At 61.0% G+C, this 24,289-nt stretch carries 21 protein-coding genes; 7 read left to right on the forward strand and 14 right to left on the reverse strand.

The genetic code is table 11. The features are described from left to right. Positions 1–203 precede the first annotated feature (203 nt). The gene (locus AB4048_RS14780) at positions 204–3,824 is read right to left on the reverse strand and encodes a hydantoinase B/oxoprolinase family protein (RefSeq protein ID WP_442202718.1); all 3,621 of its coding nucleotides are present in this window, start codon (positions 3,822–3,824) and stop codon (positions 204–206) included. Between the two features lie 391 nt (positions 3,825–4,215). Here AB4048_RS14780 and speD point away from each other — a divergent pair, with 391 nt between their 5' ends. Both speD and AB4048_RS14790 read left to right on the forward strand, forming a co-directional pair. Further along, positions 4,216–4,599 carry an S-adenosylmethionine decarboxylase gene (speD, locus tag AB4048_RS14785; protein WP_442202719.1) on the forward strand — a complete coding sequence of 128 codons (384 nt, stop codon included), beginning with the start codon at positions 4,216–4,218 and terminating at the stop codon, positions 4,597–4,599. Between the two features lie 311 nt (positions 4,600–4,910). After that, positions 4,911–6,800 (forward strand): adenylate/guanylate cyclase domain-containing protein, encoded by a 1,890-nt coding sequence (locus tag AB4048_RS14790; RefSeq protein ID WP_442202720.1) that lies wholly within the window; start codon positions 4,911–4,913, stop codon positions 6,798–6,800. Between the two features lie 51 nt (positions 6,801–6,851). Here AB4048_RS14790 and AB4048_RS14795 read toward each other — a convergent pair whose 3' ends face one another. Together AB4048_RS14795 and AB4048_RS14800 are read right to left on the reverse strand one after the other, a co-directional pair. Further along, positions 6,852–7,388 carry a hypothetical protein gene (locus AB4048_RS14795; RefSeq protein ID WP_442202721.1) on the reverse strand — a complete coding sequence of 179 codons (537 nt, stop codon included), beginning with the start codon at positions 7,386–7,388 and terminating at the stop codon, positions 6,852–6,854. 171 nt (positions 7,389–7,559) lie between these two features. Beyond that, complete coding sequence (locus tag AB4048_RS14800; protein WP_442202722.1) at positions 7,560–7,889, reverse strand: hypothetical protein; 330 nt, start codon at positions 7,887–7,889, stop codon at positions 7,560–7,562. A 469-nt stretch (positions 7,890–8,358) separates the two neighbouring features. Between AB4048_RS14800 and acuI the strand changes: the two genes are divergently transcribed. Both acuI and AB4048_RS14810 read left to right on the forward strand, forming a co-directional pair. Then, complete coding sequence (acuI, locus tag AB4048_RS14805; RefSeq protein ID WP_442202723.1) at positions 8,359–9,342, forward strand: acrylyl-CoA reductase (NADPH); 984 nt, start codon at positions 8,359–8,361, stop codon at positions 9,340–9,342. 79 nt (positions 9,343–9,421) lie between these two features. Then, positions 9,422–9,664 (forward strand): DUF982 domain-containing protein, encoded by a 243-nt coding sequence (locus AB4048_RS14810; protein ID WP_442202724.1) that lies wholly within the window; start codon positions 9,422–9,424, stop codon positions 9,662–9,664. Positions 9,665–9,813: 149 nt separating this feature from the next. On the opposite strand, the gene AB4048_RS14815 is transcribed toward AB4048_RS14810, so the two are convergent. From AB4048_RS14815 to AB4048_RS14830, 4 genes are read right to left on the reverse strand one after another with little or no spacing between them, the layout of a single operon-like run. Beyond that, entirely contained in the window at positions 9,814–10,857 is a 1,044-nt protein-coding gene (locus AB4048_RS14815; protein ID WP_442202725.1) for a sulfate/molybdate ABC transporter ATP-binding protein, read from the reverse strand. Positions 10,858–10,868: 11 nt separating this feature from the next. After that, positions 10,869–11,744 (reverse strand): sulfate ABC transporter permease subunit CysW, encoded by an 876-nt coding sequence (cysW, locus tag AB4048_RS14820; protein ID WP_442202726.1) that lies wholly within the window; start codon positions 11,742–11,744, stop codon positions 10,869–10,871. After that, complete coding sequence (gene cysT, locus AB4048_RS14825) at positions 11,734–12,591, reverse strand: sulfate ABC transporter permease subunit CysT (RefSeq protein ID WP_442202727.1); 858 nt, start codon at positions 12,589–12,591, stop codon at positions 11,734–11,736. The genes cysW and cysT overlap by 11 nt, the downstream gene beginning before the upstream one ends. 6 nt (positions 12,592–12,597) lie before the next feature. After that, on the reverse strand, positions 12,598–13,626 hold the full coding sequence (locus AB4048_RS14830; RefSeq protein WP_442202728.1) for a sulfate ABC transporter substrate-binding protein: 1,029 nt from the start codon (positions 13,624–13,626) through the stop codon (positions 12,598–12,600). Positions 13,627–13,895: 269 nt separating this feature from the next. Between AB4048_RS14830 and AB4048_RS14835 the strand changes: the two genes are divergently transcribed. The 3 genes from AB4048_RS14835 to AB4048_RS14845 all read left to right on the forward strand — a co-directional run bounded on the left by AB4048_RS14835 (position 13,896) and on the right by AB4048_RS14845 (position 16,250). Continuing rightward, entirely contained in the window at positions 13,896–14,807 is a 912-nt protein-coding gene (locus tag AB4048_RS14835) for an SMP-30/gluconolactonase/LRE family protein (RefSeq protein ID WP_442202729.1), read from the forward strand. A 106-nt stretch (positions 14,808–14,913) separates the two neighbouring features. Continuing rightward, a complete protein-coding gene (locus tag AB4048_RS14840; protein WP_442202730.1) occupies positions 14,914–15,837 on the forward strand; it encodes an alpha/beta hydrolase in 924 nt (307 codons plus the stop codon). Next, positions 15,834–16,250 (forward strand): ACT domain-containing protein, encoded by a 417-nt coding sequence (locus AB4048_RS14845; protein WP_442202731.1) that lies wholly within the window; start codon positions 15,834–15,836, stop codon positions 16,248–16,250. The genes AB4048_RS14840 and AB4048_RS14845 overlap by 4 nt, the downstream gene beginning before the upstream one ends. Here AB4048_RS14845 and AB4048_RS14850 read toward each other — a convergent pair. The 7 genes from AB4048_RS14850 to AB4048_RS14880 form a co-directional block, all read right to left on the reverse strand. Further along, on the reverse strand, positions 16,228–18,228 hold the full coding sequence (locus AB4048_RS14850; RefSeq protein WP_442202732.1) for a CocE/NonD family hydrolase: 2,001 nt from the start codon (positions 18,226–18,228) through the stop codon (positions 16,228–16,230). The genes AB4048_RS14845 and AB4048_RS14850 overlap by 23 nt on opposite strands. A gap of 31 nt (positions 18,229–18,259) precedes the next feature. Continuing rightward, the gene (locus tag AB4048_RS14855; RefSeq protein ID WP_442202733.1) at positions 18,260–18,706 is read right to left on the reverse strand and encodes a PIN domain-containing protein; all 447 of its coding nucleotides are present in this window, start codon (positions 18,704–18,706) and stop codon (positions 18,260–18,262) included. Then, a complete protein-coding gene (locus AB4048_RS14860) occupies positions 18,706–18,951 on the reverse strand; it encodes a type II toxin-antitoxin system Phd/YefM family antitoxin (protein ID WP_442202734.1) in 246 nt (81 codons plus the stop codon). The genes AB4048_RS14855 and AB4048_RS14860 overlap by 1 nt, the downstream gene beginning before the upstream one ends. Before the next feature lie 74 nt (positions 18,952–19,025). Continuing rightward, the gene (locus AB4048_RS14865) at positions 19,026–20,657 is read right to left on the reverse strand and encodes an ABC transporter ATP-binding protein (RefSeq protein ID WP_442202735.1); all 1,632 of its coding nucleotides are present in this window, start codon (positions 20,655–20,657) and stop codon (positions 19,026–19,028) included. Beyond that, a complete protein-coding gene (locus AB4048_RS14870; protein WP_442202736.1) occupies positions 20,650–21,477 on the reverse strand; it encodes an ABC transporter permease in 828 nt (275 codons plus the stop codon). The genes AB4048_RS14865 and AB4048_RS14870 overlap by 8 nt, the downstream gene beginning before the upstream one ends. Further along, on the reverse strand, positions 21,474–22,478 hold the full coding sequence (locus AB4048_RS14875; RefSeq protein WP_442202737.1) for an ABC transporter permease: 1,005 nt from the start codon (positions 22,476–22,478) through the stop codon (positions 21,474–21,476). The genes AB4048_RS14870 and AB4048_RS14875 overlap by 4 nt, the downstream gene beginning before the upstream one ends. Positions 22,479–22,575: 97 nt before the next feature. Continuing rightward, positions 22,576–24,168: an ABC transporter substrate-binding protein gene (locus AB4048_RS14880; RefSeq protein WP_442202738.1), complete on the reverse strand. Its 1,593-nt coding sequence runs from the start codon at positions 24,166–24,168 to the stop codon at positions 22,576–22,578. Between the last annotated feature and the right edge of the window lie 121 nt (positions 24,169–24,289).

Here is a 24,289-nt window from a genome sequence, read left to right on the forward strand (position 1 = left end):
AAGATGGAGCGTCATGGGGCGAAACTGCCCAGCGACTATCGAAAGTCGTGTGTGCGCAGAGGACCGTTGCCCAATCTGCAAGCATGGATAAAATACAGGCATATTCCCTTTGTCAAGGTCGATCGAAGCCGTATTGCGACAGTGCGGGGCAAGCGCAAGCGTTGGTTGTTTATACGGCAAGGCGCCACCTAAATACCTGATAGTCAGGGTCGCCCGAAGCCGCCGCCCGTGGGCGTGACGACGGTAAATGCTTCGCCGGCGTCGAGCACGGTATGGGCGCTCCCCGGCAGGGTCTCGACGCTGCCGTCGTTGCGGCGCACGAGGTTACGGCCAACCTCTCCAGCCCCGCCGCCGTCGAGCCCGAAGGGCGCCACGCGGCGATGGCCGGAAAGGATCGCGAATTCCAGCCTCTCGCGGGTACGGATGGTGCGCTGCGTTCCGTTGCCGGACGACCATTTGCCACGGCCGCCCGAATTTTCGCGGATATGGAAATCCTCGAGCACGACGGGGAAACGCGTCTCCAGAATTTCCGGATCCGTCAGACGTGAATTCGTCATGTGGGTGTGAACAGCGTCAGCGCCGCTGAAGCCGGGGCCGGCCGGCGCGCCGGAGCAGATCGTCTCGTAGTATTGATACTGGTCGTTGCCGAAGGTGAGGTTGTTCATCGTGCCTTGCGCGGCTGCCATGGCGCGGACGGCGCCGAACAGGCAGTTGGTGACCGCCTGGCTCACCTCGACGTTGCCGGCGACGACGGCGGCGGGATATTCCGGCGTTAGCATCGTGCCTTTCGGGATGATGATCCGGATAGGGCGCAGGCAGCCGGCGTTCATCGGTATGTCGGCTTCGACAAGAACGCGGAAGACGTAGAGCACGGCGGCGCGCGTGACCGGAGCTGGCGCATTGAAGTTGTCGGCGCGCTGCGGCGAGGTGCCGGTGAAATCGACGGTCGCTTCGCGCTTCTCTCTGTCGACGGACACCTTCACAACGATCCGGCAACCCTGGTCCATCTCGTAGGAGAATTCGCCGTCCTGCAGTCGATCGAGGACGCGGCGCACGCTCTCGGCGGCGTTGTCCTGAACGTGGTCCATATAGGCATCGACGACGTCCTCGCCGAAATGGGCGATCATCTTTTTCAGTTCGGCGACGCCCTTCTCGTTGGCGGCGACCTGTGCCTTCAGATCGTTGACGTTCTGCGCGAGATTGCGCACCGGGTAGCGGGCGCCGGTCAAAAGCTCCGCCAGCGCCTCTTCGCGGAAACGGCCGCGGTCGATCAGTTTGAAATTGTCGATATAGACGCCTTCCTCCTCGATATGGGTGGCAAGCGGCGACATCGAGCCCGGCGAAATGCCGCCGATGTCGGCGTGGTGTCCGCGGCTTGCAACCCAAAAGCGGATGGAGCGACCCTCATCGTCGAAAACCGGCGTGCAGACGGTCAGGTCCGGCAGGTGCGTGCCGCCATTGTAGGGCGCGTTGATGAGGAAGAAGTCGCCGGGATGGATCTTCGCGTTCTCGCGGATCGCGGTCGCTACCGAAGCGTCCATGGAGCCGAGATGCACCGGCATATGCGGCGCGTTGGCGACGAGATTGCCGCCGGCGTCGAAGACCGCGCAGGAGAAATCGAGCCGCTCCTTGATGTTGACCGAATAGGCGGTGTTCTGGAGCGTCACGCCCATCTGTTCGGCGATCGACATGAAGAGGTTGTTGAAGATTTCAAGCATCACGGGATCGGCCTTGGTGCCGATCGCGGTACGCTCCGGCAGCGCCTTGATACGGGTTATGACGATATGATCCTTTGCTGTCAGCCGCGCCTGCCAGCCGTCCTCCACCACGATCGTTTGGTTGGGTTCGATGACGATGGCCGGGCCGGTGACGGTCTGGCCGGCCCGCAGGCCTTCGCGCCGCACCACGGCGGCATCATGGGCCTCGCCTTGCGAATAGAAGCGCGTGCGGCGGGCAGCAGTTGCTTCTCCCGAAGCACTCTCCTCGCTCTCCGCCTTCATTTCGGCCGCGGCGCCGCCGATCGCCTCCACTTCCACCGCCTCCACGAAAAGCGGTTTATCCTCGGCAACGAAGCCGAAACGGCGTTTGTGCAGGCGCTCGAATTCCTGACGTAGGCGGAAGGTGTCGTCGGGTCCGGGGAAGGAAGCTTCAACCGCGATCACTGTGTCCGTGCCGGTATAGCGGATATGGGCGCGCACGATCGTTTGCGCGTCGCTCGCCGCCACACCCTGAGCCGCGAGTTCCGAAAGGCATTCTACCTGAAGCTCGCGTGCCATCGCCTCAATTGCCGAGGGAGCCTCGGCATTGAGCGTCACGCCGAGCGCCCTCTGCCGCGTGGCGCGGATGTCGGCGAGACCCATGCCGTAGGCGGAGAGCAGGCCGGACATCGGATGGAGCAGAATGCTCTTCATGCCGAGCGCGTCGGCCACCAGGCAGGCGTGCTGCCCGCCCGCACCGCCAAAGCAATTCAGGGCATAGCGGGTGACGTCGTAGCCGCGCTGCACGGAAATCTTCTTGATCGCCTCGACCATGTTGGCGACTGCAATGCGGATGAAACCGTCCGCCACGTCCTCGGCGCTGCGGCCGTCGCCGATCCGGTCCGCAAGCGTCGCAAATCCTTGCTGGACGGCGTCGATGTCGAGCGGCTGATCCTGGCCCGGCCCGAATATAGCCGGGAAATAGTCCGGCAGCAGCTTGCCGGTCATGACGTTGGCGTCGGTGACGGCGAGCGGCCCGCCGTTGCGGTAACAGGCGGGGCCGGGATTGGCGCCGGCCGAATCCGGTCCAACGCGGAAGCGATCGCCGTCGAAATGCAGGATCGAGCCGCCGCCGGCGGCGACCGTATGGATCAGCATCATCGGCGCGCGCACACGCACGCCCGCCACTTCCGTTTCGAAGGCGCGCTCGTATTCGCCGTCGAAATGCGCGACGTCGGTGGACGTGCCGCCCATGTCGAAGCCGATGACATGGGAAAATCCGGCCTGCTCGCCACTCTTGGCAAGCCCGACTACGCCACCGGCGGGGCCGGAAAGGATTGCGTCCTTGCCCTGGAACATATCGGCGGCGGTGAGCCCGCCGGAAGACATCATGAACATCACGCGCGCGCCCGTCCGCGCGACGTCCAGTTCGTCGGAGACCTGGCGGACGTAGCGTCCGAGCACCGGTGACAGATATGCGTCCACCACCGTCGTGTCGCCCCGGCCGACCAGCTTGACCAGCGGCGACACCTCATGGCTGACGGAAACCTGATCGAAACCGATCTCGCGCGCCAGGCGGGCAAGCGTCGCCTCATGCTGCGGATATTTGTAGGCATGCATGAGGACGATCGCTACCGCGCGGTAGCCGGCCTCGTGGAGGGCTCTCAACGCATTGCGTGCGGCGCTCGGGTCGAGCGGCCGTTCGGTCGTGCCATCGGCAAGGACGCGCTCGTGGATTTCGACGACTTCGTCGTAAAGCGCCTCGGGCTTGATGATCTCGGTCGCGAAGATTTTCTTGCGCTCCTGGTAGCCGATGCGCAGCGCATCGCGAAAACCTTCCGTCGTCACCAGCGCCAGCCGTTCGCCCTTTCGCTCCAAAAGCGCGTTGGTCGCAACCGTCGTGCCCATGCGCACCTCGCCGACGATCCCTTCCGGGATCGCCTCGCCGGCGACCAGCCCAAGATGTAGCCGGATGCCATGGACCGCGGCATCGCGATAGGCCGAGGAATTTTCCGACAGCACTTTTCGGGCGTGCAACCGCCCTTCAGGATCGCGTGCGACGATGTCGGTGAAGGTGCCGCCACGGTCGATCCAGAAATCCCACCGCCCGTGTCCCGTCTCCGCCATTGCCGGCTCTCCCGCTTACGTTCATCATAACCCGATAGCTGCGGAGCGCATAATAGCGGGTAGGCTGCAACATCGGCGTCACTTCGCCGGTTGCGCCGTTCGGTCGGCGACAATACCCACTACGACGCGGTCTGCAAGATCCACAATGGAAGCATCGGCGCCGGCTGTCTTCGAAGCCCGTTCGATCTCGGCCTCAGTCGTCTTATCTTAGTAAACGAGCGAGAATGTAACTGTTGCGTACTTGGACTCCGGCTTCAGGAAGAACAATCTTCGTATGGGAACGTCGGAAGCGGTAAGGCGACGGGACGAAACACGTCGCGCGATATCGTCGTCTATCTCGGTATCGAGGTCGCTATATTCGTTGGCGCGGGAGATTTTGGGGGGGCTGGCAATGAAAGAAGAAGGAAAGAACTATGGAAAGGAGTTAATTATCGATCTCCACGATTGCAATCCTGCAATGTTCAAGCGCGCTGTACTTAAAAGATTCTTTCAGGAGCTTTGCGAACTGATAGGAATGCAAAGAAGTAAGCTGACGTGGTGGGATGACTATAAGGTGCCAGTGGCGAAGAGGCAGACGGAACCTCATCTAAAGGGTACATCTGCCGTTCAATTCATCATGACCAGCAGCATTACGGTTCACGCCCTTGATCTGCTGGGAAAGGTTTATGTCAATATTTTTTCCTGCAAGGATTTCGATCGGAAGAAGGCCGCGGAGTTCTGTCGAAAGTTTTTCGGAGGGAAAATAGCTCGTTCATCGATGATCCTTAGAAGATGAAGAACTACGCAGAATGTCGATCGCGCAAATCACAAAGCTCATTTCCTTTTGAAGAGGATTTCGCGCTTTTGGCTCTATAGTCGAATATATTCTTATTGATAGAAGTTGCGGATTGAAATGTGCCCTGCAATCAGGGCGTAACGTCGTTGCTCGCCCCACTATTGCAATGCGTCGGGCTCAGCTGAAGCCAGGAATTGCCGCAGTGTTGGCCGGCCATGGGCGCTCATTATTTATCTGGCCTCGGACGGTCCGCTCAGTTACGATCCTGAGGTCGTTTCAGTTTTGTGTTGCCCACTTGGGGTTGCTTTACCATGGAACGTCGACTTGCTGCGATTCTCGCTGCGGATGTGGCTGGGTACAGTCACCTTACGGAGCTCAACGACGAGGTCTCCACGGAGACGTTGCGTTCGTATTGCAGTGTCCTGGAGTCTGCAATCGCCGCACATCGCGGCCGTGTCTTCAGCAAGGCTGGCGACAGCGTCGTCGCCGAATTTCCAAGTATCGTTGAGGCAATTCGCTGTGCTGTCGAGATTCAGCATGAGATTGCCGATCGCAACACGTCGGTCTCCAAAGAAAGGCGCATGCAGTTCCGCATCGGTGTCAACTTGGGAGATGTCATCGCCGAAGACAGCGACGTCTATGGAACAGGCGTGAATGTCGCTGCTCGATTAGAACAGTTGGCCGAGCCGGGAGGAGTTTGCATTTCCCAGACCGTATACGAGCAGGTTCGAAAAATTGTGGAGATGTCATTTCAGGATATCGGCGATATCCATTTGAAGAACATCGAGGAACCGGTCCGGGTCTATCGGATCCTCGAAGGACCATTGCCTTGGTTTAGAAAGCTGTTTTCGCGCACGAGAGGCCGCCGGCGCCTCGCTTTCCATGCTGGCTTGGCCGTTTTGGTTTTATCGTTGATAGCAGCGGCCAGTTATGTTGCTGCTCCGCCCGCGATGCGCACTGCTTTCTTCAGCCATTTCGGTAGACTTTCTATGCCGGAACGTCCGGCCATAGCTATACTTCCCTTTAGCGACCTAAGTGCGACAGGCGATCAGCAGTACCTTGCCGACGGAATTACCGAAGAGTTGACGACGGCGTTGGCCAAGTTTCCAGATCTTTTGGTCATGGCTCGCAACTCGACATTGGGCTACAAGGACAAGCCGGTAGATATTCGCCAAGTGGGAAGAGAGCTTCATGTCCACTATGTCGTTGAGGGCACCATCCAACACGCCGATCAAAACGTCCGTGTAACGGCGCAACTGGTTGATGCGGGCACGGGGAGCCAGATTTGGGCGGACCGGTACGACAGGCATGTGAGCAATATTTTTGATATTCGCGACGAGATCACGCGGAACATCGCCGGAACGCTGATGGGGACGAATGGTAAACTCGCCGATGCCGAGTTGGCTCGCCTCTCAACGAAGGACCCGAACAGCTTCACTGCATACGATTACCTCATGCGAGGCTGGCAGGAATGGTACAAGTTTACACGCGAGGACAACCTCGCGGCGCGGGATTTTTTTGAGAAAGCAAGAACCGTCGATCCGAACTATGCCCGAGCCTATGCAGGCCTCGCCTGGTCCTATTCATCCGACTACGATTTCGAGTGGACGGATGACTCTGATAAAACCCTTAAGCTCGCGCTGGATATGGCCGAAACGGCAGTGCGCCTTGATGGAAATGACTACCATAATCAATGGGCACTTGGGTGGGCTTGTTTGTTCAGCCGCCAGCACGACAAAGCGCTCGCCAGCTATCAGCGTGCCCGCGATTTGAATCCGAACGACGCTGAACTCCTCGCTGAAATGGCCAATCTCTTAATCTACACTGGGCAAGCGGGCCAAGCGGTCAATCAGATACAAGAGGCAATCCGTCTCAATCCCTTCCATGCGCCATGGTATCTGGAATTTCTTGGATGGGCCTATGCCGAGGCCGATATGCCTGATAAGGCCATCGAGACCCTTGAACAGACGATTGGTCCGGATCCGAATGAGGACGAGCTTTGGGTCTTGCCCTCCTTGGCGGCATCCTACGCCGACCCAAAGATCGGGAGGCCCGACGACGCGCAAAAGGTCGTGCAACAGATGCTGGTATTAAATCCGAGCGTATCCATTTCAGAACTCCAGGCGCGATCTCCATATAAGACAAAGGATCTGCTTGACCGGTGGGTCGCGAGGATGCGTCGCGCTGGAATACCTGAGTGACCGAACTAGGCGTTGCGCCGATAGCCAACGCGCCTGTGAGTGGGGTAGCCGTCAACAAGCCTTTGGGGGGAGCACCGGACATTTCGACATCATTGGGATGAGATCACGAAAGTTTTCCTCAGTCCAACGGTCGTAGTATCCAGAGCTTTCGAGGCTCCGGTAAGCCCGCTCTCCAACATCCCGACGTAGGAGTTGAATATTCGGATAGGGCTCCCTCCGGGTATACAGACCGTCGATGTTGAATGGGTCATCGGGATGTCCGGCAAGCGCCAAGATGTTGAGGGCGGGTAGCAACTCGTTCAACTCGCCGGCTAGTCGATAGACCTCGCCGTAAGACAGTCCGTTCTTTTCGGGGTGAACGCAGATTATCAAGTCGAGGCTCGACTCCCGCGCCAACGAAGTCAGGTGAGGGGTGATGGCACCCGAAGTCAATTCCATCACCTCTATTCTCATACTGCTGTCCAGCCGAGCTTTTCGCGCAAACGGACAGACTGGCATGTTTCCCATTTCGGGCCGCGGCTGTTCAACGAAATTGACGATGTAGTCGGTGAATTCGCGAATAACCTCGATATGTTCCTTTTTCGACATGATGATTTCGCTTTGCTGCTTGGCTCAGCAGGGCACAAAATCGCGAAGCCAATACGGGCTTAGCCATGTCGCGCGCACGGCCGCACCACTTTCAAGCCTGATCTTTCCAATCAGACTAGTGCCGAACATAGCGATATCGTAACGCAGCTGGGAGCCCAACGAAGGCTTCGTCTATTTGAGAGACGCAAGTAGATTTATGTCGTCCTCGAAATGGTTGCTCCAGCACTTGGCGATGTAGCCGCTCTTACCCGCTAGCGTAGCGCGAAACCCCTTCAGGATTTCCAGTTCCTCGTCAGCTTGGCTGTCGAAACCTGAGTCGCTGAGTTTTTGGTATGTTTCGTTGACTTCCTTGTGTCTCAGAAGATCCGCCGCCCATGCGTTCAAGATGTCAGCTTCCATTGAATTTTCAGCAGTCGATTTCGCAAACGCCGCTGCTGTAGCAGCGAGAAGGTCGACCAGTATGTTTTCCTTTTCGAGTGCTGCATTTGTATTCGGATGCATGTTAGCCTCCCCCGTTTGGTACGGCGGCATTGAGGGCCATTTGGTCCTCAGCCCCGTCCCACCCTACAAATCTGATGCTTGTCGGCGAGAATTGCTGGCAAGTCCGCTCTCCTCGCGGCTTGATAAGACCTAATCCGAATTTCCATGAGTGGGCACGAGTAAACGCCGTAGATCCGGCTTCACTTCGAACTCTGAATGAAATTCGCTTCCCACTCCTGCTGCACAGCCTCGCACCCATCGGCATTCAGGCGTTTGAGACTAGACGAGAGACCCGAGGGCAGCACACCCAAGCATACTCCACGTGGCCGCTGAAGTACATCGCGCACGATTCACGTGCTTCGGTTCCTCCAGCGCGCCTCGGGGCCGGAATGAACCCTGAACGAGGTGCGCCATACAGCGCCCGTTGCAATTGCCCGATGGTCACTGCCGCTCTATCTGAAGGGGGCGCTCGCACACATGGGGAAATGAGATGTTCAAGGGGTGGTTGATCGATAAGATCGGCGATGTTCAAACCGTCGCACTGACAGATCTGGATGAGAAAGATCTGCCCGAGGGCGATGTTACCGTTCGCGTTGCCTATTCGACCATCAACTACAAGGAGGGGCTCGCGTTCACCGGCAGAAGCCCGGTCGTGCGGCGCTTCCCGATGGTGCCCGGCGTGGATTTCTCCGGGATTGTTGAGGAGAGCAACCATCCCGGATTTGCTGCCGGCGACGAGGTCATCCTCAACGGCTGGGGTGTCGGCGAGGTGCATTGGGGCGGCCTTGCGGAGCGTGCCCGCGTCAAAGGCGAGTGGCTGATCAAGCGGCCCGAGGCCCTGTCGATGCGCCAGACGATGGCGATTGGCACGGCGGGCTATACCGCGATGCTCGCGATTATGGCGCTCGAGCGTCACGGGCTGACGCCGGCAAGTGGAGAGCTGCTTGTCACCGGCGCGTCAGGCGGCGTCGGCAGTTTTGCGTTGGCGCTTCTGTCGACCCTCGGCTTCAGGGTGGTTGCCTCTACTGGCAAGCTTGCGGAAACAGAATATTTGAAGTCCCTCGGTGCGGCCGAGGTCATAGACCGCGCGCAATTTTCCCTGCCCGGCAAGCCGCTCGCCCGGGAACGCTGGGCGGGCGCGATCGACAGCGTCGGCAGCCACACGCTTGTTAATGTCTGCGCCGGCATGAAGTATCGCGGCGCCGTCGCTGCCTGCGGGCTGGCGCAGGGCATGGACTTTCCGGCAACCGTCGCCCCGTTCATCCTTCGAGGCATCACGCTCTATGGCATCGACAGTGTCTATCGGCCAATCGCCGACCGCGCGGCAGCCTGGGAGCGTCTCGCTGCGCTGCTCGACATCACCAAGCTTGACCTGATCACCCAAGAACGGCCGCTGGCGGATGCCCAGGCTGCCGCCGAGGCGGTGCTTGAGGGGCGCATTCGGGGCAGGGTCGTCATCAATGTTGCCGGCTGAGATTTTTTAGCAGGGGGACGGAACTTCACGGCTGCGTGCGCGTTTACTTGGGTTATCGTCATCTGGTGAGGATCAGGCGATGCAGCACGTGCACTGGGAAGATCCTGTGAAGATCGCTTTTATGCGTGGCGTCGTGCGGAAAATTGACGGACCGTCGGAAGCCTTGCGTTGTCTGGCCGACCTTTGGCCGGACCAGCGCGGACCGAACTACGTCAGCGCCCGCATGCTCTGCCGCGCAGCACTCGCAGGCAGGCGTAGCGCGGAGGAAGCCCGCATGGCGTTCATGACGGCCACCCGCGAGGCGCACCTTAATGTGAATTAGAGCAGTTCCGGCAAACGTCTCCGGAACTGGCCAAAGCAAGCAAGAGAGCGTTTCCCTGACCGGAAACGCTTGGGGAATAGCGTGGAAGTTGGTCGGCTTGCCAAGCCCTGTGGCAACTCGTCCGACGCTTGCGGTCCAGCGCTAAAGCATCATCCCTCGCGGAACAACTTCCAACGTGTCGGCCGGAACGCGATGCGATTGCGGTCGAGGGCGCCCGCCTTGTCGGGCGGCAGCTCGATCTCGACGTGATCGTGGTTCGCACCGATATTGATCTCGAGATGGCGGGTGCCGGCAACGCGCCGGCTCGCTGCCAAGAGGCCGGCCACACAGCCGCCGCAGCCGTCCCGCAGTTCGACGTCGTGCGGGCGGAAATAGAGCTTGGCCGGGCCCTCGGGTTCGCCGCGCGCCGTTAGGCCGAGCGGGCGATCGTCGAACCAGATTTCGCCGTCGGCGACGCGGACGTTGAGACAGTTCGACTGGCCGATGAATCCGAAGACGAAGGGCGAGTTCGGCGCGTCGTAGATCTCGTCGGGCGTACCCACCTGTTCGATCCTGCCTTGGCTCAGCACGACGATGCGGTCGGCAAGTTCGAGCGCCTCTTCCTGATCGTGCGTGACGAAGACCGTGGTGTGGCCCGTGCGGTCGTGGATCTCGCGCAGCCACTTTCGCAGATCCTTGCGGACTTGCGCGTCGAGCGCCCCGAAGGGCTCGTCGAGTAACAGCACGTTCGGCTCGACGGCCATGGCGCGTGCCAATGCCACGCGCTGGCGCTGGCCGCCGGACAACTGCGCCGGATAGCGCTTTTCGAGACCCGAAAGCTGTACAAGCTCAAGCAGTTCCAACGCTCTTTTGCGGATCTCCGCGCGCGGTGGGCGGCGGGAACCGGGGCGTACCTTCAGCCCGAAGGCGATGTTGTCGAGCACCGTCATGTGGCGAAACAGGGCATAGTGCTGGAAAACGAAGCCGATGTTGCGCTGCTGCACGGTCTTCCTGGACGCATCCTCGTCGCCAAAGAAGATTAGTCCATCGGTAGGGCTCTCGAGCCCCGCGATGAGGCGCAGCAGGGTTGTCTTGCCGGACCCCGACGGCCCGAGCAGGGCGATCAGCTCACCGGAGCGGATATCAAGGGAAACATTGTCCAAGGCCGGAAAGCGGCCGAATTCCTTGCGCAGATTCTGTACGCGAACTTCCATCAAAAATTCCTTTAGTGACGCCGGCTGGCAGCGATTTCCTCGCTGTAGCGCATTTCCAGCACCGTCTTCAGTACGAGCGTGACGAGAGCCAATAGCGCAAGCAGGCTCGCGACCGCAAAGGCGCCTGCAAAATTATACTCGTTGTACAGAATCTCAACCTGCAGCGGCATGGTCGTCGTTTCGCCGCGAATATGGCCAGAGACGACCGAGACTGCGCCGAATTCACCCATCGCACGGGCGTTGCAGAGGAGCACGCCATAGAGCAGCCCCCATTTGATATTCGGCAGCGTGACATGCCAGAAGGTCTGCCATCCGCTCGCCCCGAGCGACAAGGCTGCCTCCTCGTCCGCCGTTCCCTGCTCCTGCATCAGGGGGATCAGTTCGCGGGCGACGAACGGGAAAGTGACGAACATGGTCGCGAGCACCAGTCCGGGCACCGCGAACAGTATCTTGATGCCGTGGCTTTCAAAGAACGGGCCAAGCACGCCGTTGGATCCGAAGAGGAGCACGAAGACGAGACCCGCGATGACAGGCGAGACGGAAAACGGCAGGTCGATCAGGGTGGTAAGGAAGGCTTTGCCCTTGAACTCGAATTTGGCGATCGCCCAGGCGGCGGCGACCCCGCATACGAGATTGAGCGGTACGCTGATGCCGGCAACGATCAGTGTCAGGCGGATCGCGGCAAAGGTCTCCTGGTCCTGCAGCGCTTCGAAGAACGTGCCGAGCCCCTTTCGGAAAGCCTCCACGAAGACGGCCGCCAGTGGCAGCAGCAGCATGAGCGCCAGGAAAACCAGCGAGACGATCACCAGCGTCCAGCGGGCGACCTTGCTTTCGGTAATGACCGAGTGAACCTTGGCCGGAGCCGGGGAGATCGCGTCATACGCCATAGCCGTACCTCCGCCTGCTCCAAGTCTGGATGAGGTTTATCACCAGCAACATGGCAAAGGCGATGATCAGCATCAAGGCCGCGATCGCGGTTGCGGCGGAATAGTTGTATTCCTCAAGGCGTATCACGATGAGAAGCGGTGCAATTTCAGATACATAGGGAAGATTTCCGGCAATGAAGATTACCGATCCGTATTCGCCGACGGCGCGCGCGAAGGCAAGCGCGAAGCCGGTGAGCACGGCCGGCGCGAGGCCCGGCAGCAGGACGCGGGTGATCGTCTGGAAGCGATTGGCGCCGAGTGTGGCAGCCGCTTCCTCGACCTCGCGGTCGATCTCCTCCATCACCGGCTGCACCGTTCTGACCACGAAAGGCAGGCCGATGAAGATCAGCGCGACCACGACGCCTGCTGGCGTGAATGCGATCTTGATGCCGAGCGGCGTCAGATATTGGCCTATCCAGCCGTTGGGGGCGTAGAGCGTGGTCAGCGCAATGCCCGCGACGGCGGTCGGCAGCGCAAACGGCAGGTCGACCACAGCGTCGAGGATGCGTTTGCCCGGGAAACGGTATCGCACCAGGACCCAGGCCAAAATGACCCCGAACACGGCGTTGACGAAGGCGGCAATCAGCGCCCCGCCGAAACTCATGCGAAGCGCGGCGATCGTCCGCGGGTCAAGTCCGATCGACCAGAATTTCTCCCAGCCAAGAGCGCTCGATTTCCAGGCGAGCCCGGAAATCGGAATAAGGATGATGAAGGTGAGCCATATCAGCGTAACGCCGAGCGCCATTCCGAAGCCCGGAATGACACTCGGCTGCCTGAACCGCCACCGCCTGCGGGATGCTGCCTGCATAAGGTATTATTTTCCCGGCTTGTAGATCTGGTCGAATATACCACCGTCGGCGAAGAATTTCGGCTGCGCTTCTTTCCAGCCGCCAAAATCGTCGATCGTCGCAAGCTTCAAGTTGGGAAAGCGGGCAATATCCTTGGGATCAGCTGCTTCTGGCTTGATCGGGCGATAGAAGTGCTTCGCCGCGATTTTCTGCCCCTCATCGGCGTAGAGATAGGAGAGGTAAGCCTCCGCCGCCTTGCGCGTGCCTTTGGCGTCGGCATTTCCCTCGACGACGGCAACCGGCGGGTCGGCGCGGATCGAGACGGAGGGAGTTACAATTTCGAACTGATCGGGGCCAAGCTCTTCAAGCGAGAGATAGGCTTCGTTTTCCCAGGCGAGCAACACGTCGCCGAGGCCACGCTGCACGAAGGTCGTCGTGGCGCCGCGCGCGCCGGTATCGAGCACCGGCACGTGCTTGAAGAGCTGCGTCACGTATTCCCGCGCCTTGGCGTCGTCGCCGCCGTTCGCCTGCCGAGCCCAGGCCCAGGCCGCAAGCACATTCCAGCGTGCGCCGCCCGAGGTCTTCGGATTGGGCGTAATGACCTGGACGCCGTCCTTCACAAGATCAGACCAGTCCTTGATGCCCTTCGGGTTGCCCTTGCGGACCAGGAAAACGATCGTGGAAGTATAGGGGACGCTGTTGTTTGGAAATTTCGTCTTCCAGTCAGCGGGGATTTTCTTGGTCGCCTTGGCGATGGCGTCGATGTCGCCTTCGAGCGCCAGCGTCACCACGTCGGCATTAAGGCCGTCGATGACCGAACGCGCCTGCGCGCCAGAGCCACCGTGAGAAGCTTTGATATTGATGCTATCGCCGGTATCCTTCTTCCACTTGGCGGCAAATGCGGCGTTGAAATCCTTATATAATTCGCGTGTCGGATCGTAGGATACATTGAGAAGCGTCGTATCCGCGCTCCAGGCCGCGGAGAGGTCCGCAAGCGAGAAACTCCCAATCAAAACCGCCGCGGCAAGAAGCCGGGATAGCCGTACCGTCTGCATCGTCACCCTCCGTGGTTACGACTAAACTCTATCAACTTGGTCGTATAATGTAACGAAGATCGTTTCGGATCCAAGGCCGCTCTTAGAATGGCATCCCATAGAATCGTCGGAAACGAAACCACTTTGCCGCACAGTTGGCCGAGGCCAACTGTGCGGCAAAGTATCGACCTCTCCCGGAGTGTCCTTGATTTCTCCGCCCGTCGCTCGCTATCAATGCGTTGGCGCCTAAGTTCGGAAGGAACCGGCGGCGGCCTTGTCAGGGGGGAACGATGAGCGACTACGAGATTCTCGATCCGCGCTTTTCCAAATTGATCAACGGTTCGGCGCGGCTGGAGCGCCTATGGACGGGTGGGCGCTGGACGGAGGGACCGGTCTACGTGCCGGCCGCCCGCCACCTCATCTGGTCCGACATTCCGAACAACCGGATCCTTCGCTACGACGAGGTAGGTGGAACTACCGGTGTCTTCGAGGCGCCATGTGGTTATCACAATGGCCACACGCTCGATCTGGAGGGCCGAATCATTGCCTGCGAACACGGCAATCGGCGCGTCAGCCGCCTCGATCACGATGGCAGTTGGCGCATGCTCGCCGATCGCTTCGACGGCAAGCGGCTGAACTCTCCAAACGACGTGGTGGTCAAATCGGACGGCTCCATCTGGTTCTCCGATCCCACCTACGGCATCGACAGTGACTATGAAGGCCACACAGCGCCTTCCGAGATCGGCGCGTCGAACGTCTATCGCATCGATCCTGCGAACGGCACGATCACGCTTGTTGCCAGTGATCTCGTCAAGCCGAACGGGCTTGCCTTCTCCGTCGATGAAAGCGTGCTTTACGTGTCGGACACCGGCGTCACGCATGTGCCCGGCCTGCCGGCGACCATACGGGCTTATTCGGTCTCGGGCGACGGTAGCAGCCTCGGAGCAGGGCGGGTCTTCGCCACCTGCGACGTCGGTCTCTTCGACGGCTTCCGAGTCGATCGCCACGGCAATATCTTCGCCTCTAGCGGTGATTCCGTGCGGGTCTTCACCTCGGACGGCACCTTGATCGGCCGCATTCTTGTGCCCGAAGCTGTCGCCAACGTCTGCTTCGGCGGACCCCGACGCAACCGGCTCTTCATTACCGCGACCTCCTCGCTTTACGCGATTTACGTCAACAGCGGACCGGCGGCGCGGGGATAGCGAAAGGCCGCATACCTTCTCTGCGCGTCAGCTGATGGCGCGATTCGTGATGCACCGTGGCATGCGGATGATACGATGACTGAGAGCAAACCGACGCGAGGCGTAGATGCCTGAAGCCAGCGACCAGCCGCCAATGCCGACCGACGCGGGCATCCTCGAATTCCTGCGCCTCTCGGACAGCTTCTATCCGCCCGACGCCGTCAGCGCGTCCGTGGCGCAGCAGCGGATTTGGTACGATGCGTTGTGCGCGGGGTTCGACCGGCCATTGCCTGAGGGTATGACGACCGACGACGCACTTGTCGGCGCCGTGCCGACCAGACGTTATCGCCCGGCTAGGGTTCGGGCCAACGCCAAGCTCCTCTATATCCATGGCGGCGGCTTCGTTTTAGGCTCGCTCGACAGCCATCATGCGATCTGCGCCGAACTCGCCGAATTCGCCGGCGCCGAGCTCATCTCGGTCGGCTATCGCCTCGCGCCGGAACATGTCTGGCCCGCGCAAACGGACGATGCCTTCACGGTCCTCAAACTGATGCTCGGCGAGGGCGCTCGCGTCGTCCTCATCGGAGATAGCGCCGGCGGCAACGTTGCGGCGGGACTGACGCTGCGGGCACGCGACGAGGGCCTCTCCGGCATTATCGGCCAGGCGCTGATCTATCCCGGCCTTGGCGGCGATCTCGTCTCCGGTTCCTACCATGAAATGGCACAGGCACCTGGCCTCAGCACGGCCGATGTAAGCTATTATCGTGCCGTCCTGAAAGCGCCGGCCGACGAGCCGGTCGCCCATCCGCTGCTTGCACGCTCCGTCGCCGGGCTGCCGCCCGCTTATATCACGGTCGCGCATTTCGATCCCTTGCGCGACGACGGCCGGCTCTATGCCGGACGGCTTGCTGCCGCCGGCATCGAGGTCTGGTTTCGCGAAGAGCCGCAGATGGTGCATGCCTGGCTGCGCGCCCGCCACATGAGCGACGGTGCCCGTGACGGGTTTCAAGCCCTCTGCCTTGCCGTCAGCCGGCTTGCGGGGTCACTATGAGCGGTATTACCAACCTTGACGTGCTGCTTTCCACAATGACGCCTAGTCTCGCACCGGGCGAGTTCGTCTATTGCAGCGTCCCGGAAGCGAAGCTGGCGGCTCTTCTGCGCTTGAAGCCGCTCGGTTTGTTTCGCGAGGCGGAGGGCGTGACGCTCATCCTGCCTGCGGAGGTGGCCAAGGCCCAGGAACTCCCCGCGAGCGCGCCAATGCGCTGCATTACGCTCAACGTTCATTCTGCCCTTGAGGCCGTGGGCTTGACCGCTGCCTTCGCGACCGCCCTGACCCGTGAGGGGATCAGCGCCAATGTCGTGGCGGGCTATTTCCACGATCATATCTTCGTGCCGTCGGCGGATGCCGAACGTGCGCTCGCGGCACTGCTTTCGCTTGCGGCTACATCAGGTCGCGCGGGATGACCTTCTCGAAGACCTTCTCGAAAATCTGCTGCTCGGCCTCGTAGGCGATGACAGTACCGGTTATCTGCCAGTCGGTCTTCGTGCAGCGGATCTTCGAAATCGTCACCGTTCTGACGAACCAATCGCCGCGGTGCATGTCGCAAGTCCAGACGGAGGTTCCGGCCATCGACAGCGGGTCGTCCGGCGCGATCGACCAGACTTCGTCGCGCAATTCGCGGGTCGCAAGCCCGGTGCCTGGATGCTCGGCGAGGCCGCTGTCCTCGTAGATATGATAGTCGGTGCGGTTGGCCGAGAGCTCGCGCGTGACGGTGCGCCGCGTCGTCGGCGGCTTGTACTCGATATAGGTCGGCAGCGGCGAGGGATTATCCGGCTCCTTGACCTCTATCCTGTCGTGCTCCCCGAGTTTCGGAAGCGCGAGGCCGAGCGAGGCGATGTCGATCGACAGACCTCCATCGACCGGCGGCGGCAGGACTGTCGGCCAGTAGGAGGTCGAAAGCGAGAGCCGGATGCGGTGACCCTTTCCGAAGCGGCAACCGCAGGCGTCGAGCACAAGGCGGATCGGCGTACGCTCGCCCGGTGTCATCGGCTGAGGGGCGGCATTTCCGCCGCGATGCGCGAGATTTAGGACGCCGAATGAGACGCGGGTGGCCGTGCCGTCCGGATGAACGTCGACGAGCCGCGCGCAGAGATTTGCAAGCTCCGCCTCCGAACTCAGCATCACGGTCAGCACGGGACGGCCAAGATAGTCGAACGCTTCGGCAAGCGGCGCTGTCTGGAAGGTGAGCGACCCGGCGTCGTCGCCGCGCTGGTCAAGCGCCAGTTCGGCGTCAGGTTTCAGAGTGAACCATTCGCCGGAGGCGGTGCCGGTGTCGAGCGGCGATTTGAGATAGACGTCGTGCGGCGGCGCGTGCGGGATCGGCATACCCTCCGACAGCGTGCCGAATTGCTCGACGTAGAAGCATTGCATCTGAGGCGGCCGCCAAGCGTCCTTGGCGATCCAGAAGCCGGGGTCGCGTTCGCGCCGGGGTGCCGGACGCACGCCGTCGAGAATATAGGCGCGCACCTGCGGCAGCGTCTCGGCGCCGTTTTCCTCACCGCGCAGCCAGCGGTTCCACCAGCGAATAGCCTCGCCGTGGAAATCGGCACGCGGCTTCGGCCAGGCGAAATGCGGATACTTGTGAATCCAGGGCCCAACCATCGCCTTGGCGCGACCACCGAGGCCTTCGATGGCGGCAAGCGGCGTGTTGCGATAGCCATCCGCCCAGCCCGCAATCACCAGCGCTGGCACCTCCAGCGCGGAAAAATCCTCGCAGATCGAACCATGCCGCCAGAAATCGTCGCGCCTTTGGTGGGAGAGCCATTCCTTGAGGAAGAAGGGCTCGTTTTCGAGCCGCTCCAGCCACATCTCCTTCCAGCGGTCGCCGACGAAGAACGGATCGGGTGCACGCGACTGGTAGGCGAGCATGGTCGCGGCCCAGGAGAGCTGCGCGGAAAGATGGCAGCCGTTCTTATAGTGGATGTCGTCATTGTAGCGGTCGACGGTCGATGCAATAGAGATTACCGCCTTGAGCGCGGGAGGGCGCAAAGCCGCCACCTGCAAAGAATTGAACCCACCCCACGAGATGCCCATCATACCGACGGCGCCGTTCGACCACGGCTGTGCCGCGATCCAGGCGATCAGCTCGCAGGCGTTTGCAAGTTCAAGTTCCGTATACTCTCCGTCGATAACGCCATCGGATTCTCCCGAGCCGCGAATGTCCACACGGACGCCGGCAATGCCGGCGGCGGCGAAGACGGGATAGGTCGATTCGTCGCGCGGGCTCGTACCGTCGGCCTTGCGGTAGGGAAGGAACTCGAACACCGCTGGCACCGGGTCGGCCTCCGCCCCCTCCGGAATCCAGATTCGCGCCGCCAACCGCGTTCCGTCGGCGAGCGTGATCCACTGGTTTTCGATGACGGTGAAGCTGCGCTCGGTCATGGGATATTCCAATTCGTTGGGATCAAGGATGTTATAGCGCCGGCAGGCCTTCGAAAGGATCGAGAAACGCGACATCCATCAGCCGAAAATGCCGTGCATTTCTTGTGAGCACGGTCATATTTGCTTGCGTAGCTGTGGCGGCGATAGCGGCGTCTTCAAAGCCGGGATTACCACCGCGTCCTACAGCTTGGTCGAAAAGGCGGCCGGCGATGCGCGAAGTGGCAGTATCCAGCGGCAGGATGCGTTCCAAATAGAGATGAAGCGTCAGATCCAGCCATTGTGTAAGCAATTTCGCTTTGCGTGTTGCGCCTGTGCGATGCGCCTTCGCGATGCCGATTTCTATTTCCGCGATCGTCACTGCGGACAGGAACAGCCTATCCGATGCCATGCTCAACCACGCGCGCAGGGCGTCCGTATGCTCGTTATCCCGGCTTATCGGCGAGGCCGCCGAAACGACATTCGTGTCCAGCAGATACATCAAAAGCTATCGTCGCGCAGCGTACGGCCCGGCTGGCGTACGGGAAGATCGTCGTCTTCGAGTGGCGCGTTGCCAAGCAGCCAGCCGAAGGAAGGGACCATCTTCAATCGCTGGTATTCTTCATAGGAGATAATGACCGCCGTGCGCTCTCCGTGGCGGGTAATGACCGAGGCGTTCCCGCCCAGTGCATCGTCGACCACGGCGGAGAGCGTCGCTTTCGCATCCCTGAGCTGGATTTCCTTCACCGTCATCTCCCTGTGACCACTGTGGTCATAATATCGGTCCGAGCGACCGCCACGTCAAGGTTGATCAACGGTCATCAATTCCCAGCGCTCTCCATTTTGCGCGTCGTCAGCACCTTCTCCAGCCAACCGATTTCCATTTCCGGCACGGATTTCAACAACAGGTCCGTATAGTCGTCGAAGGGTGGCGACAGCACCTTGGATTTCGGGCCGAAGCGGACCAGCTTGCCCCGGTGCATGACGGCGACCGAGTCGGCGATGGCGCGGACGATAGCGATATCGTGGGTGATGAAGATGTAGGAGAGCTGCTTTTCCTGCTGCAGCCTGGTCAAGAGTTTCAGAATGCCTTCCGCCACCAGCGGGTCGAGGGCGGAGGTCGGTTCGTCGCACAGGATCAGTTCCGGATCCGCGGCAAGCGCGCGGGCAATGGCGACACGCTGTTTCTGCCCACCCGAAAGTTCGGCGGGATAGCGGTCGACGAAGCCCGTGCCCATTTCGATCTGCTCGAGCAGTTCCTTGACGCGCGCCGTCTTCGCAGCACCCCTCAGCCCATAGTAGAAGGTCAGCGGCCGACCGATGATGTCGCGCACCGTCTGGCGCGGGTTCATCGCGGTATCGGCCATCTGATAGATCAGCTGGATACGTCGCAGCTCGTCGTTGGTACGGCCCTTGAGAGCCGGCGGCAGAGGCTTGCCGTCGAAAGTGACGCTGCCCTGCAGCGCCGGCAGCAGGCCGGTGATCACGCGCGCGAGCGTCGACTTGCCCGACCCGGACTCGCCGACGATCGCCAGCGTCTGGCCTTTCGGAACGTGCAGCGAAACGTCGAAGAGTACCTTGAAGCCGTTCGGATAGCCGGCCGTGACGTTTTCGACCTTTAGAAGCGGCTTCGTCTGGTCGGCCGCCTCTTCGCGCTGCTCCTGGCGGACGTTGACGAGGGCGCGCGTGTAGGCCTCGTTCGGCGCTTCGATAATCTGCCTAGCCGTGCCGTATTCGACCGTCTTGCCGTACCGAAGCACCATGATGTCGTCGGAGATCTGAGCGACGACGGCAAGGTCGTGGGTGATGTAGAGGGCGGCCGTATGGGTCTCCTCGATCGCATGCTTGATGGCGGCGAGCACGTCGATCTGGGTGGTGACGTCGAGCGCCGTCGTCGGCTCGTCGAATACGATCAGTTCCGGATTGGAGCAGAGCGCCATCGCCGTCATTGCGCGCTGCAACTGGCCGCCCGAGACCTGATGCGGGTAGCGCTCGCCGAAGCCTTCCGGATTGGGCAGGCCCAGAACGCGGAAGAGATAAAGCGCACGCTTGCGCGCCTCGTCCTTGGTCATGAGCCCGTGCTTGACGGAGGCTTCGATCACCTGATCGCCAAGGCGGTGAGCGGGGTTGAAGGCGGCGGCGGCCGATTGCGCGACATAGCAGACGCGCGCGCCCCGCACCTTTCTGATCCCACCTTTGCCAAGTGCCAGGATATTCTGACCGTCCAGGAGCACCTCGCCGCCGGTGATTTCGGCGCCGCCGCGGCCGTAGGCGAGTGCCGAAAGCCCGATCGTGGATTTGCCGGCGCCCGACTCCCCGATGAGGCCGAGCACCTTGCCCTTTTGAAGGTCGAAGGAGACGTCATCGACGATGGTGACGCGCTTCGGCGGTTCGCCCGGCGGATAGCTGGTCGCCTCGATCTTTAGATTGCGAACGGAAAGAAGCTCAGGCATCGCCGCGTCCTCCCTTGAGGCTCGAAGTGCGTTTCAAGAGCCAATCGACCACCAGATTGACACAGATGGCAAGCGCCGCAATAGCCGCGCCCGGCACAAGGGCGGCAGAGATGCCGAAGATGATGCCGTCCTTATTGTCCTTGACCATGCCGCCCCAATCGGCCGCCGGCGGCTGGATGCCGAGACCGAGGAAGGAGAGGGTGGAGAGGAACAGGATCGCGAAGGCGAAGCGCAGGCCGAATTCGGCAAGCAGCGGCGACAGCGTGTTGGGCAGGATTTCCCGGAAGATGATCCACATCTTGCCTTCGCCTCTAAGCTTTGCCGCCTCCACGAACTCCATCACGGCCACGTCGAGCGCGACGGCTCGGCCGAGGCGATAGACACGGGTCGAATCCAGGACCGCCATGACGAGGATCAGCACGATCAGGTTCTGCGGCAGGACGGCAAGCACGACGAGCGCGAAGATCAGCGTCGGGATCGACATCATCAGGTCGTTGAAGCGCGAGAAGACGAGGTCGATGAAGCCGCGCGAAACGGCGGCCGTGAAGCTCAGGAAGATGCCGAGCGAGAAGGAGATGAGCGTTGCCCCGAGCGCCACGGACAGCGTGGTGCGGGTGCCGTAGATCAGCCGAGAGAGAATGTCGCGGCCGAGATTGTCGAGCCCGAAGAAGTGCTGGGCGTCGGCGGGCGCCCAGACGTCGCCTAGCACCTCCGTTTCGCCGAACGGCGCGAGCCATGGAGCAAAGACGGCGCAAATCGCCGCAACGACGATGCCGATGATGCCGACCCAGGCGGTGATGGGGATATCTCTCAATCTCATCGCGGATGCCTCAGGCGTGGATTGGCGACGATGGCAAGGATATCGGCCACCATGTTGAGGAAGATGTAGACGGCGGCGAAGATCAACCCACAGGCCTGCACCACGGGCATGTCGCGCACGGTGACCGCATCGACCATGTACTGTCCCATCCCCGGATAGACGAAGACCACCTCGACCACGACGACACCGACGACGAGATAGGCAAGGTTTAGCGCGACGACATTGATGATCGGCGCCAACGCGTTCGGCGCCGCATGCTTGACGATGGCGCGAAAGGCAGTGAGGCCCTTGAGTTCGGCCGTTTCCATGTAGGCCGACGACATGACGGACAGGATGGCCGCGCGTGTCATGCGCATCATGTGCGCGAGCACGACGAGGACGAGCGTGGCCGCCGGCAGGGCGATCGCCTGCAGCCGCTCGACCAAGCCCATTTCCGCGTAGACGGTCGAGGGGAAGGTGGCGATGCCGAACTGCACGGCGAAGAAGTATATGAGCAAATAGCCGATGAAGAATTCCGGCAGCGAGATCGCCGCCAGCGAAATGACGTTGATGACCTTGTCAGGCAGGCGGTTGCGGAAATGCACCGACAGCATGCCGAGGCCGACTGCAAGCGGAACGGCGATGATCGCGGCAAAACCGGCAAGAAAAAGCGAGTTTCCGAGCCTATTGGCGATCTGTTCGCTCACGGAATTCTTGGAAGCCCAGGAGGTTCCGAAATCGCCGTGCAGAGCGTTGCCCAGCCATTCAGCATAGCGCGTCGTCATCGGCCGGTTGATACCGAGCTCCTCGCGGATATTGGTGATCGCCTGCGGCGTGGCGGACTGGCCGAGATAGGTCGTCGCAAAATCGCCCGGCAGCGCTTCCAGGCCGCCGAAAATCAGGATCGATACCGCGAACAACAGAAGAATGCTCAGCGCCAGCCGCTCGAAGATCAGCGCGAGGAGGGGAAAGCGCTCGCGCAGTCTGAGGCTCGGTGGGCCCGTTTCGGCTGGATTGGACATGAAAAGGCGCCTCGATCTGAAGACAGGTAAGGACCGCAAGCGGCAAGCCCGCGGTCCCGGCTCCAATTCTTCGGGCGACGCGTCGCCCGCGCAGATATCAGCTGTCCAACCACACGCGGATGGCAACGTAGCCGTTCGACATGTCGTTGCCGACGTCGTGGACGTAGCCCTTCACCTTCTTGCTGGAGGCGTTCACGAAGTCGTTGAACATCGGCAGAATGACGCCGCCTTCGTCGCGAACCATCATCGCCATCTGGCGATAAAGATCCTTGCGCTTCGTTTCGTCGAGTTCCGAACGCGCCTGGAGAAGCAGCTTGTCGAAATCAGGCCGCTTGAAGCGGGTGTCGTTCCAGTCCGCCGTCGAAAGATAGGCGGTGGAATACATCTGGTCCTGCGTCGGTCGGCCACCCCAGTACGACGTCGAGAAGGGCTGGACGTTCCAGACGTTCGTCCAGTAGCCGTCGCCCGGCTCGCGCTTGACCTCGATGTTGATGCCGGCCTTCTTGGCGCTCTGCTGGTAGAGAACGGCCGCGTCGACCGCGCCTGGGAAGGCGACTTCGGACGTCCGGAGCAAAACGGTGCCGTCGTGGCCGGATTTCTTGTAGTGGAACTTCGCCTTATCAGGATCGTAGGTGCGCTGCTCGATGCCTTCGGAGAACAGCGGATAGGTGGCGTTGATCGGGAAGTCGTTGCCGACCTTGCCGTAGCCGCCGAGGATCTTCTTGACCATCTCCTCGCGGTCCATGGAATACTTCAGCGCGAGGCGCAGGTCGTTGTTGTCGAACGGCGCCGTGTTGCAATGCATGATGAAGACGTAGTGGCCCTTGCCGGCCGTCGACAGGATCTCGACGTTCGGCGCCTTCTTGAGCATGTTGACGGTCTTCGGATCGACGCGGTTGATGTACTGCACCTGGCCGGAGGAGAGCGCGGCCATGCGGGCGGTCGCGTCGTTCATGACGACGATCTCGACGGAATCGACGAAACCGCGATCGTCACGCCAATAGTCCTTGAACTTCTCGTAGGTCGCGCGCACGCCGGGCTGCCAGCTGGTCATCTTGTAGGGGCCAGTACCGATACCCGCTTCCGGATCGTCCAGGCCGCCGTTCGGCTGAATGACAAGATGGTAGGCGCTGAGCAGCAGCGGCATGTCGGCGTTGCCCTCGCTGAGGGTAACCACCAGGTTGCCGCCGTCCGCCTTGATCTCCTTGATCGACTTCAAGACGCCGAGCGCGCCGGACTGCGCCTTGGGATCGGTATGGCGCTTCAGCGTCGCGACGACGTCTTCGACCGTCAGTTCCTTGCCGTCGTGGAATTTCACGCCCTTGCGGATCTTGAAGGTCCAGGTGACAGCGTCTTTCGAGGGTTCCCAGGATTCGGCAAGCCCAGGCAGCGGGAGGCTGGTAAACGGGTCCGACTCGACCAGCATTTCACCCCAGCAGCGGCTGGACGCGAAAGTCACCTGAGACAGGTTCTTGGCCGGATCCTTGGAATCGGTAGTCGCGCCGCCCTCAAGGCCCATTTTCAGGTGGCCGCCCTTCTTGGGCGTTTCGGCAGCGGTTGCGGTCGATGTGAACAGTGCGTCGGCGGCTGCGAGCGTCAGGCCCGCCGCCATGGCGCGGCCCATGAATTCACGCCGGCTCATACCCCCCGAGGTGGCGCGGCCGGCGAGATATTTCGTGTAGTCACTCATTCCATGTTCCTCTTCTCTGGTTGGTTCCTTCATCGCCCAGCCGGCCGTGCCTTCTTGTGGGTCTGTGCGCCGGCGGGGAAGTCATATTTTAAGTTATTGTAATATATGCAGCAATTCAAAT

Origin of the sequence: Rhizobium sp. RAF56 (assembly GCF_052113965.1) — a bacterium.
GTDB lineage: Bacteria > Pseudomonadota > Alphaproteobacteria > Rhizobiales > Rhizobiaceae > Rhizobium.

Coding starts and splice junctions, on each gene's coding strand:
- AB4048_RS14780 (WP_442202718.1), bottom strand. CDS start 3,824: ATGGCGGAGACGGGACACGGGCGGTGGGATTTCTGGATCGACCGTGGC.
- speD (WP_442202719.1), top strand. CDS start 4,216: ATGAAAGAAGAAGGAAAGAACTATGGAAAGGAGTTAATTATCGATCTC.
- AB4048_RS14790 (WP_442202720.1), top strand. CDS start 4,911: ATGGAACGTCGACTTGCTGCGATTCTCGCTGCGGATGTGGCTGGGTAC.
- AB4048_RS14795 (WP_442202721.1), bottom strand. CDS start 7,388: ATGTCGAAAAAGGAACATATCGAGGTTATTCGCGAATTCACCGACTAC.
- AB4048_RS14800 (WP_442202722.1), bottom strand. CDS start 7,889: ATGCATCCGAATACAAATGCAGCACTCGAAAAGGAAAACATACTGGTC.
- acuI (WP_442202723.1), top strand. CDS start 8,359: ATGTTCAAGGGGTGGTTGATCGATAAGATCGGCGATGTTCAAACCGTC.
- AB4048_RS14810 (WP_442202724.1), top strand. CDS start 9,422: ATGCAGCACGTGCACTGGGAAGATCCTGTGAAGATCGCTTTTATGCGT.
- AB4048_RS14815 (WP_442202725.1), bottom strand. CDS start 10,857: ATGGAAGTTCGCGTACAGAATCTGCGCAAGGAATTCGGCCGCTTTCCG.
- cysW (WP_442202726.1), bottom strand. CDS start 11,744: ATGGCGTATGACGCGATCTCCCCGGCTCCGGCCAAGGTTCACTCGGTC.
- cysT (WP_442202727.1), bottom strand. CDS start 12,591: ATGCAGGCAGCATCCCGCAGGCGGTGGCGGTTCAGGCAGCCGAGTGTC.
- AB4048_RS14830 (WP_442202728.1), bottom strand. CDS start 13,626: ATGCAGACGGTACGGCTATCCCGGCTTCTTGCCGCGGCGGTTTTGATT.
- AB4048_RS14835 (WP_442202729.1), top strand. CDS start 13,896: ATGAGCGACTACGAGATTCTCGATCCGCGCTTTTCCAAATTGATCAAC.
- AB4048_RS14840 (WP_442202730.1), top strand. CDS start 14,914: ATGCCTGAAGCCAGCGACCAGCCGCCAATGCCGACCGACGCGGGCATC.
- AB4048_RS14845 (WP_442202731.1), top strand. CDS start 15,834: ATGAGCGGTATTACCAACCTTGACGTGCTGCTTTCCACAATGACGCCT.
- AB4048_RS14850 (WP_442202732.1), bottom strand. CDS start 18,228: ATGACCGAGCGCAGCTTCACCGTCATCGAAAACCAGTGGATCACGCTC.
- AB4048_RS14855 (WP_442202733.1), bottom strand. CDS start 18,706: ATGTATCTGCTGGACACGAATGTCGTTTCGGCGGCCTCGCCGATAAGC.
- AB4048_RS14865 (WP_442202735.1), bottom strand. CDS start 20,657: ATGCCTGAGCTTCTTTCCGTTCGCAATCTAAAGATCGAGGCGACCAGC.
- AB4048_RS14870 (WP_442202736.1), bottom strand. CDS start 21,477: ATGAGATTGAGAGATATCCCCATCACCGCCTGGGTCGGCATCATCGGC.
- AB4048_RS14875 (WP_442202737.1), bottom strand. CDS start 22,478: ATGTCCAATCCAGCCGAAACGGGCCCACCGAGCCTCAGACTGCGCGAG.
- AB4048_RS14880 (WP_442202738.1), bottom strand. CDS start 24,168: ATGAGTGACTACACGAAATATCTCGCCGGCCGCGCCACCTCGGGGGGT.